Origin of the sequence: Mesorhizobium sp. M7A.F.Ca.US.005.03.2.1, assembly GCF_003997795.1 — a bacterium.
Lineage (GTDB): Bacteria > Pseudomonadota > Alphaproteobacteria > Rhizobiales > Rhizobiaceae > Mesorhizobium > Mesorhizobium ciceri.
In genome coordinates this window covers 1-7,115 of the sequence record NZ_RZRP01000277.1, presented here as the reverse complement: position 1 = coordinate 7,115, position 7,115 = coordinate 1, and the positions used below count along the sequence as shown (strand labels likewise).

The 7,115-nt window shown below is 62.1% G+C and carries 6 protein-coding genes and 2 pseudogenes; 1 reads left to right on the top strand and 7 read right to left on the bottom strand.

Going from position 1 to position 7,115, the window contains the following annotated elements; translation table 11 throughout:
• The 5 genes and pseudogenes from EN991_RS40915 to uxaC form a co-directional block, all read right to left on the bottom strand.
• Positions 1 to 122, bottom strand: a pseudogene (locus tag EN991_RS40915) (FadR family transcriptional regulator); the annotation flags it as partial.
• A gap of 104 nt (positions 123 to 226) precedes the next feature.
• Positions 227 to 1,507 (bottom strand): TRAP transporter large permease, encoded by a 1,281-nt coding sequence (locus tag EN991_RS16820; protein WP_013529044.1) that lies wholly within the window; start codon positions 1,505 to 1,507, stop codon positions 227 to 229.
• Entirely contained in the window at positions 1,508 to 2,035 is a 528-nt protein-coding gene (locus EN991_RS16815) for a TRAP transporter small permease (protein WP_013529043.1), read from the bottom strand.
• Between the two features lie 59 nt (positions 2,036 to 2,094).
• On the bottom strand, positions 2,095 to 3,072 hold the full coding sequence (locus EN991_RS16810) for a TRAP transporter substrate-binding protein (protein ID WP_024504231.1): 978 nt from the start codon (positions 3,070 to 3,072) through the stop codon (positions 2,095 to 2,097).
• Between the two features lie 32 nt (positions 3,073 to 3,104).
• A complete protein-coding gene (gene uxaC / locus EN991_RS16805) occupies positions 3,105 to 4,565 on the bottom strand; it encodes a glucuronate isomerase (RefSeq protein ID WP_164753770.1) in 1,461 nt (486 codons plus the stop codon).
• Between the two features lie 95 nt (positions 4,566 to 4,660).
• On the opposite strand from uxaC, the gene EN991_RS16800 reads away from it, so the two are divergent.
• Positions 4,661 to 6,181, top strand: coding sequence for a mannitol dehydrogenase family protein (locus EN991_RS16800; RefSeq protein WP_127369162.1), 1,521 nt, complete (start codon positions 4,661 to 4,663; stop codon positions 6,179 to 6,181).
• A 51-nt stretch (positions 6,182 to 6,232) separates the two neighbouring features.
• Here the strand turns inward: EN991_RS16800 and EN991_RS16795 are convergent, their stop codons facing one another.
• Together EN991_RS16795 and EN991_RS16790 are read right to left on the bottom strand one after the other, a co-directional pair.
• On the bottom strand, positions 6,233 to 6,640 hold the full coding sequence (locus EN991_RS16795; protein WP_013529039.1) for a F0F1 ATP synthase subunit epsilon: 408 nt from the start codon (positions 6,638 to 6,640) through the stop codon (positions 6,233 to 6,235).
• Between the two features lie 102 nt (positions 6,641 to 6,742).
• Positions 6,743 to 7,115: pseudogene (locus tag EN991_RS16790) on the bottom strand (F0F1 ATP synthase subunit beta); the annotation flags it as partial.

Below are 7,115 nucleotides of genomic sequence, written 5' to 3'. Positions count from 1 at the left end.
GTTGGCAATTTGTGGCCAGGCAGGATTTCGCCCGCCTGCAGCTGCTTGCGGATCGCCGCAACGACGGTCTCCGACAGCTTGGGTTTTCTCTCGACCCTGAGATCGGCGGATGCAGCGGACACGTAATGGTCTCCTAAAGCAATTCCAGGAAAAATGTGAAACGGTTTCCGTCCGGAATTGCGTCAAAACAAAGGGTTAGAGCAGTTCGCCGTTCCCGTGAACTGCTCTAGTGGAACAGGTGCGGCAACCACAACGAAATTTCCGGCACGTAGGTGACAAGCATCAACACAGCGAAAGCCGCCCCATAGAATGGCCAGATCGAACGCATCGCCGTCCAGATCGGGATCCGGCCGATCGCACAGCTGACGAACAGCACTGCCCCCACCGGCGGTGTGCACAAGCCGATGCCGAGATTGAGAATGAGGATCACGCCGAAATGCACCGGATCGACGCCGTAGGCCATGACCACCGGCAGGAAGATCGGCGTGGTGATGATGATCAGCGGCGACATGTCCATGAACGTGCCGAGGATGAGAAGCACGACGTTGATCAACAGCAGGATGACCAGCTTGTTGTCGGATACCGACTGCAGGAAGGCGACCAGAGCGGCCGGCACCCGGAGATAGGCCAGCAGCCAGCCAAAGGCGGCGGCGCAGCCGATGATCATCAGCACCATTGCGGTTGTGCGCACGGCAGCGGTGGTCGCGGTGACGAAGTCGTTCCAGCTCATGGAGCGATAGATCAGCAGGGTCACCAGGAAAGCATAGACGATGGCGATGCAGGAGCTTTCGGTGGCGGTGAAGACGCCGGAGCGAACGCCGCCGAAGATGATGCCGATCAGGATCAGCCCGGGAATTGCGGCAACGAGCAATTGCAGCGCCCTGCCGAAGCCGGCGAACGGCTCGGTCGGATAGGCGCGGCGGCTGGCGACCCAATAGGCCGTGACCATCAGAGATAGCGCCAGCAGCAGGCCCGGTATGATGCCGGCGGTGAACAGATCGGCGATCGAGATCCGGCCGCCGGCCGAAATCGAATAAATGATCATGTTGTGCGAAGGCGGTATCAGCAGCGCAATGATGGCGCCGACCGAAGTGATGTTGACAGCATAATCGACGCCGTAGCCGCGCGCCTTCATCTGCGGGATCATCAGCCCGCCGACCGCCGAGGCATCGGCCACCGCCGAGCCGGAAATGCCGCCGAACATGGTCGAGGCGGCGATGTTGACCTGGCCGAGCCCGCCTCTCAGGTGGCCGACCAACGCCCCGGCGAGCGCAACAAGGCGAGCGGCAATGCCGCCGCGCACCATCAGGTCACCGGCGAAGATGAAGAACGGGATGGCCATCAGCGAAAACACGCTGACACCGGAGTTGAGGCGCTGGAACACCACCAGCGGCGGCAGCCCCAGCACCAGAACCGTGGCGAAGCTGGCGACACCGAGGCAGAAGGCGATCGGTGTGCCGATGATCAGAAGAAAGACGAAGGTGCCGAACAGAACCGTCAATGCCATCTAAAGACCCTCCTCGCCCGTGGCGTACTGATCGGCATCGACCGGCAGTCCGGCAAACCGCCCGGCAAGCCGCTCGAGCGAAAACAGGCAGACAAGCGCGCCGCCCAGGATGACCGGCAGGAAACTGACGCCGCCCGGGAAAGCGAGAGACGGCATCACCGTGTTCCATGTCAGCCGGGTGAGCTGGGCGCCGTAGACGATCATGCCGAGACCGAAGGCGAGCACGACGACATCCGAAATGCTGCGCAGTACCGCCTTTGCGGCGGGCGGCAGGAAATAGAGCAGCACATCGAAGCCCAGATGCGTGCGTTCGCGGACACCGACGGCCGCGCCCAAAAAGATGAACCACCCCATCAAAATCACCGAGAAGGGTTCCGTCCAGCTTGGCGAACTGTTGAGCACATAGCGTGAGAACACCTGCCAGAAGATGATCACCGTCATCAGCGTCAGGCCGATGCCGCTGACCCACAGCGCAAGCCTCGCCAGCCGTGACAGCAGCCGTTCTATTGCCAGCCAGAATGGTTTCATATGCGCGCTTCCCCCTGGACGGTGGCGCGCAAGCTCGCGCCACCATTGCCGCGAACGGATTATTTGGTCGCCTGGATGCGCGCGGCGAGATCTTTCAACTCGGGGGTCGAGAGATATTTCTCGTAGACGGGCTTCATCGCATCGATCAGCGGCTGCTTGTCGATCTCACTGACCTTGACGCCGGCTTTCTCGACGATGTCGCGGGACTTCTTCTCCTGCGCGTCCCACAATTCACGCATCTTGACGACGCTGTCCTTGGCCGCCTGCCGCACGATCGCCTGGTCTTCCGGGGCGAGCTTGTCCCAGCTCGCCTTCGACATCACCAGAACCTCGGGCACGATCTGGTGCTGGTCGAGCGTGTAATGCTTGGCGACCTCGAAATGCTTGGCGGATTCGAAGCTCGGCCAGTTGTTCTCGGCGCCGTCGATGACGCCTGTCTGCAAAGCCGAATAGACCTCGCCATAGGCCATCGGCGTGGCGTTGGCGCCCAACGCATTGACCATGTCGACGAACACGTCGGATTGGATGACGCGGAACTTCATGCCCTTCATGTCGGCCATCGAGGTGATGTCCTTCTTGGTGTTGTAGAAGGAGCGTGCCCCGGAATCGTAGAAGGCGAGACCGACAAGGTCGTGAGTCTCAAAAGCTTTCAGGATCTCGTCCCCGATCGGCCCGTCCATGACATGGCGCATATGCTCGACCGAGCGGAACATGTAGGGCAGCGACGGCACCGCGGTCTGTGGAACGATGCCGTTGAACGGCCCCATGGAGACGCGGTTGAGATCGATGACGCCGGTCTGCGTCTGCTCGATCGTGTCCTTCTCCTCGCCGAGCTGCGCCGAATGATAGACCTCGACCGAATAGCGGCCATTGGTGCGCTGCTTGATCAGCTCGCCCATATATTTGACCGCTTCGACGGTTGGATAGCCGTCGGGATGGGTATCGGACGACCGCAGCACGGTTTCGGCGTTGGCGATGCCGACCAGCAACGAGCCGAAAACGAATGTTACTGCCGTCAATTTCGAAAGATGCAACATGACTTCCTCCCTATGAAACCAAAACGCCCGGCTCAGAGCCGGTAGGCCTTTTTCGCAAGTGTATAGGCAAGCTCGCGCGCCAGCTCATGCGCCTCGTCCTCGCGCAGCCGATGCTCGGCGACGAGACGCGCCAGGAACGCGCAGTCGACCCGCCGCGCCACATCGTGGCGCGCCGGGATCGAGGGAAAGGCACGGGTGTCATCGTTGAAGCCGACGGTGTTGTAGAAGCCGGCGGTCTCGGTGGTCATCTCGCGGAAGCGCCGCATGCCTTCCGGGCTGTCGTGGAACCACCAGGCCGGCCCGAGCTTCAGCGCCGGGTAGACACCGGCAAGTGGCGCCAGTTCGCGCGCATAGCTTGTTTCGTCGAGCGTGAAGAGAACGATTGTGAGGTCGCGCTCAAGTCCGACGCAGTCGAGCAGTGGCTTCAGCGCCGTGACATAGTCGGTCCGGGTCGGGATATCGAAACCCTTGTCGCGGCCGAATTTTTGGAAAACAGCCGACGAATGATTGCGCCAGGAGCCGGGATGGATCTGCAGCACCAGCCCGTCGTCGAGGCTCATCTTGGCCATCTCGGTCAGCATCTGGGCGCGGAACAGTTTCCGTTCGCGCTCGTCGTCGGAGCCACGGCGAACGCGATTGAACAGCTCCTGCGCTGCAGCATCCGAAAGATTGGCGGTCTCGGCCGTCGGATGGCCATGGTCGGACGAGGTCGCGCCGAAGCTTTTGAAGAAGGCGCGCCGCTGGCGATGCGCATCGAGATAGCCTGCCCAATTGCCGGTGTCGCAGCCGGTGATCTCGCCGAGCCGGTCGAGATTGGTTGAAAACCCCTCGAAGTCGGGATCGACGACGGCATCCGGCCGATAAGCGGTGACCACACGGCCCTGCCAGCCGCTGTCGCGGATCATCTGGTGCCATTTGAGATCGTCGAGCGCGCCTTCCGTGGTCGCGATGACCTCGATGTTGAAGCGCTCGAACAGGGCGCGCGGGCGGAAATTCTCCCACTGCAGCAGCGTCGCGATGGTGTCGTAGTGGCGGTCGGCGGTCGCTGCGGTCAGCGGCTCGTCGATGCCGAACAGATCGGCAAGCACATGATCGAACCACAGCCGGGTCGGTGTGCCCCGAAACAGATAATAGTGCTCGGCAAAACGACGCCAGATCGTCCGGCCGTCTGTCTCGACAGGCGCGCCGTCCAGCGTCGCCACGCCGAGATCCTCAAGGCGGACGCCTTGGCTGAACAGCATGCGGAAGATGTAGTGGTCCGGGACGATGAGCAGTTGCGCCGGATCCGGGAACGGCTCGTTCAGCGCATACCAACGCGGATCGGTGTGGCCATGCGGGCTGACCAGGGGCAGGTCCTTGATCCCGGCATAGAGATCGCGGGCAACCGAGCGCGAATGCGCCTCGGCGGGAAACAGCAAATCCGCATCGGTCAGTGGCACGGCAATCCTCCCAGGGCCGCTATCGGTAGGGGCGGCAAGAAATAATGTCAACATACAAAAATTAGATTGTTGTATGATGACTTTTCGGCCCATTGTGTGGCGGGAAATCGAATGTTACGCCGCTTTGCCGATCCCTGCCGAGGCCACTCATGTCATCCGACCAGACCAGTCGCACCACGACCACCGAACGCCTTTCCACGAAGACGGTGCGCGCACTGCCGGCTTCGATCGCGACGCCTTCGTACGACCGCAGCCGCATCGTCCCGGGCATCGTGCATCTTGGCGTCGGCGCCTTCCATCGCGCCCACCAGGCCGCCTATGTCGACGATTGCCTGGCGGCCGGCGAGACGGATTGGAGCATAACAGGCGTTTCGCTGCGCAGCGCCGACACGCGCGACGCACTCACGCCGCAGGATGGGCTCTACACGCTGGCGATCAGAAGCAGTGGAACCGAAAAACTTCAGGTCATCGGCTCGATTACCGCGATGCTGGTGGCGCCGGAGGATCCGAGCGCGGTGCTGGCCGCGCTGACCGATCCGCGCACCCGCATCGTCACGCTTACGATCACCGAAAAGGCCTATCTGAGGGCGGCTGGCGGCGGATTGGACGCTGCTCATCCCGATATCGCCCATGATCTGGCCAATCCGCAGATGCCGAAGACAGCGCATGGTTTCCTGACCGAGGCGCTTGCCCGGCGACGCGCCGCCGGCACGCCGCCCTTTACCGTGCTCTGTTGCGACAATCTGCCGGCCAACGGCGCCACGCTGCATCGGCTGCTGACCGAATTCGCCGAATTGCGCGATGCCAAGCATGGCGTGAAGAGCGACGTTAGAATCGCCGATCACATCGCCCATCAGGTCGCCTTTCCTTCAAGCATGGTCGACCGCATCGTGCCGGCAACCACCGATGCCGATCGGGCGCGGATCGCTGAAGAACTCGGTGCCGAGGACGCTTGGCCTGTCATGACCGAGCCGTTCTGCCAATGGGTGGTCGAAGACAATTTCCCAGCGGGCCGCCCGGACTGGGAACAGTTCGGCGTCACCATGGTTCGCGACGTCGGCCCGTTCGAGGACATGAAGCTCAGGCTGCTCAACGGCTCGCATTCGGCCATCGCCTATCTTGGCCTGCTCAGCGGTCATGCCACCGTCGACCGCGCCTTCGCCGACCCGGCGATCCGGCAATTCGTCGATGCATTGTGGGCCGAAGCCATCCCGACCCTGCCCGAGGATGCCGGGCTCGACACGAGCGCTTATACCGCGGAGCTCGCTGAGCGTTTTGCCAACACTGCACTTGCCCACCGTACGGCGCAGATCGCCAATGACGGCAGCCAGAAATTGCCGCAGCGCATCGTCGCTTCCGCCATCGAATGTCTAGAAGCCGGTACCGAGCTGGTCCATCTCACGTTGGTGGTGGCTGCCTGGATCGCTGCTTGCGCCGCACGAGGAAAAACCTTGCCGGAGGGCCATTTCACGGATCCGCTCGACGCGGCGTTGACGGCACTTTTGGGCGAGCAACTGCCGGCGAACGAAACCGTGACCGCGGTGTTCGACCTCGCCGGCTTCGCCAGGGACCATGCCGAGCGCCAGACCTTGATCGAGCTCGTGGCCGTGCATCTCGTCCACCTGCGACGAGACGGCCCGACATTGGCTTTCGCAGCCTTGGGCATTTAAACAAAAAAGCGAGGCAAGGCCCCGCTTTTTACTCTTTCATCGAACCGAATTTCAAGCCGGCAGGATGGCGCCTTCCAGCGTGGTGAGCTGGCTAAGGAACTGTTCCGCCTTGCTGCGAGCCTCGTCGTCCTTGGCATCAGTGGCGTCTTCTTTGGCTTCCTGGATGCGGCGCGCGAGATCGGCGCGGTCGACATCCTTCACCGCGACAGCCGATTCCGCCAGCAGCGTGCAGCCGGCCGGAACGATGTCGGCGAAGCCGCCGAACACCACATAGCGTTCTTCGCCGCCCGCTGCGGTCTTTACGGTGACGACACCCGGCTTGATCGTCGTCATGACCGGCGCGTGATGCGCCATCACGGTCATCTCGCCTTCGGCTCCCGGAATGACGACGGATTCAACCTGCTCGGAAACAAGCAGGCGCTCCGGCGAGACCAGTTCGAACTTGAAAGCTTCAGCCATGATCAATTTAGCGAATAGCGAATAGCGAGCAGCGAGTAGTCAGAAGAAGAATTCGCCGGCCCATATTCCCTATTCGCTACTCCCTATTCGCTATTCGCTTGATTACGCCGCTTCAGCCGCGAGGCGCTGTGCTTTCTCGACCGCTTCCTCGATGCCGCCGACCATGTAGAAGGCAGCTTCCGGAAGGTGATCGTAGTCGCCGTTGCAGAGGCCCTTGAAGCCCTTGATGGTGTCGGCGAGGTCGACCAGCTTGCCCGGGGCGCCGGTGAACACTTCGGCGACGAAGAAGGGCTGCGACAGGAAGCGCTCGATCTTGCGGGCGCGGGCCACGGTCTGCTTATCTTCTTCCGACAGCTCGTCCATGCCCAGGATGGCGATGATGTCCTGCAGCGACTTGTAGCGCTGGAGGATCGACTGCACCTGGCGGGCGACGCCATAATGCTCGTCGCCGACGACCAGCGGGTCGAGCATGCGC

Bases quoted from the DNA above. Each gene is read 5' to 3' on its own strand.
- EN991_RS16810 (WP_024504231.1), bottom strand. From the start codon at position 3,072: ATGTTGCATCTTTCGAAATTGACGGCAGTAACATTCGTTTTCGGCTCG.
- EN991_RS16815 (WP_013529043.1), bottom strand. From the start codon at position 2,035: ATGAAACCATTCTGGCTGGCAATAGAACGGCTGCTGTCACGGCTGGCG.
- EN991_RS16800 (WP_127369162.1), top strand. From the start codon at position 4,661: ATGTCATCCGACCAGACCAGTCGCACCACGACCACCGAACGCCTTTCC.
- EN991_RS16820 (WP_013529044.1), bottom strand. From the start codon at position 1,507: ATGGCATTGACGGTTCTGTTCGGCACCTTCGTCTTTCTTCTGATCATC.
- EN991_RS16795 (WP_013529039.1), bottom strand. From the start codon at position 6,640: ATGGCTGAAGCTTTCAAGTTCGAACTGGTCTCGCCGGAGCGCCTGCTT.
- uxaC (WP_164753770.1), bottom strand. From the start codon at position 4,565: ATGTTGACATTATTTCTTGCCGCCCCTACCGATAGCGGCCCTGGGAGG.